The sequence below is a fragment of the Bacillus cereus group sp. BfR-BA-01355 genome, assembly GCF_022663675.1.
GTDB classification, from domain to species: domain Bacteria; phylum Bacillota; class Bacilli; order Bacillales; family Bacillaceae_G; genus Bacillus_A; species Bacillus_A thuringiensis_S.
In genome coordinates, this window is sequence record NZ_JAKUFY010000293.1 from 1 (window position 1) to 582 (window position 582).

The window sequence follows — 582 nt, forward strand, 5'->3', positions numbered from 1 at the left end:
CACACCCGTTCCCATACCGAACACGGAAGTTAAGCTCTCTAGCGCCGATGGTAGTTGGGACCTTGTCCCTGTGAGAGTAGGACGTTGCCAGGCAATATTATTCCGCAGTAGCTCAGCGGTAGAGCTATCGGCTGTTAACCGATCGGTCGTAGGTTCGATTCCTACCTGCGGAGCCATTGGAGAGCTGTCCGAGTTGGCCGAAGGAGCACGATTGGAAATCGTGTATACGTCACAAGCGTATCAAGGGTTCGAATCCCTTGCTCTCCGCCATAGGATTTATAATATTTGGCCCGTTGGTCAAGTGGTTAAGACACCGCCCTTTCACGGCGGTAACACGGGTTCGAATCCCGTACGGGTCACCACTTTGGAGGATTAGCTCAGCTGGGAGAGCACCTGCCTTACAAGCAGGGGGTCGGCGGTTCGATCCCGTCATCCTCCACCATATGAATTTTATATAAATAGTATTATCGCGGGGTGGAGCAGCACGGTAGCTCGTCGGGCTCATAACCCGAAGGTCGCAGGTTCAAATCCTGTCCCCGCAACCAAATGGTCCCGTGGTGTAGTGGTTAACATGCCTGCCTG

Annotated in this window: 5 tRNA genes and 1 rRNA gene; all 6 read left to right on the forward strand. The window is 53.6% G+C overall.

Annotation, left to right across the window (positions count from 1 at the left end):
• A 5S ribosomal RNA gene (gene rrf, locus MR167_RS31680) occupies positions 1–93 on the forward strand; the annotation flags it as partial.
• Between the two features lie 8 nt (positions 94–101).
• Positions 102–176: transfer RNA gene (locus tag MR167_RS31685), tRNA-Asn, on the forward strand.
• A 2-nt stretch (positions 177–178) separates the two neighbouring features.
• Positions 179–270 (forward strand) — tRNA-Ser (locus tag MR167_RS31690).
• A 17-nt stretch (positions 271–287) separates the two neighbouring features.
• Positions 288–362, forward strand: a tRNA-Glu gene (locus MR167_RS31695).
• A gap of 4 nt (positions 363–366) precedes the next feature.
• A tRNA-Val gene (locus tag MR167_RS31700) sits at positions 367–442 on the forward strand.
• Between the two features lie 26 nt (positions 443–468).
• Positions 469–545, forward strand: a tRNA-Met gene (locus MR167_RS31705).
• The last annotated feature ends 37 nt before the right edge of the window (positions 546–582 follow it).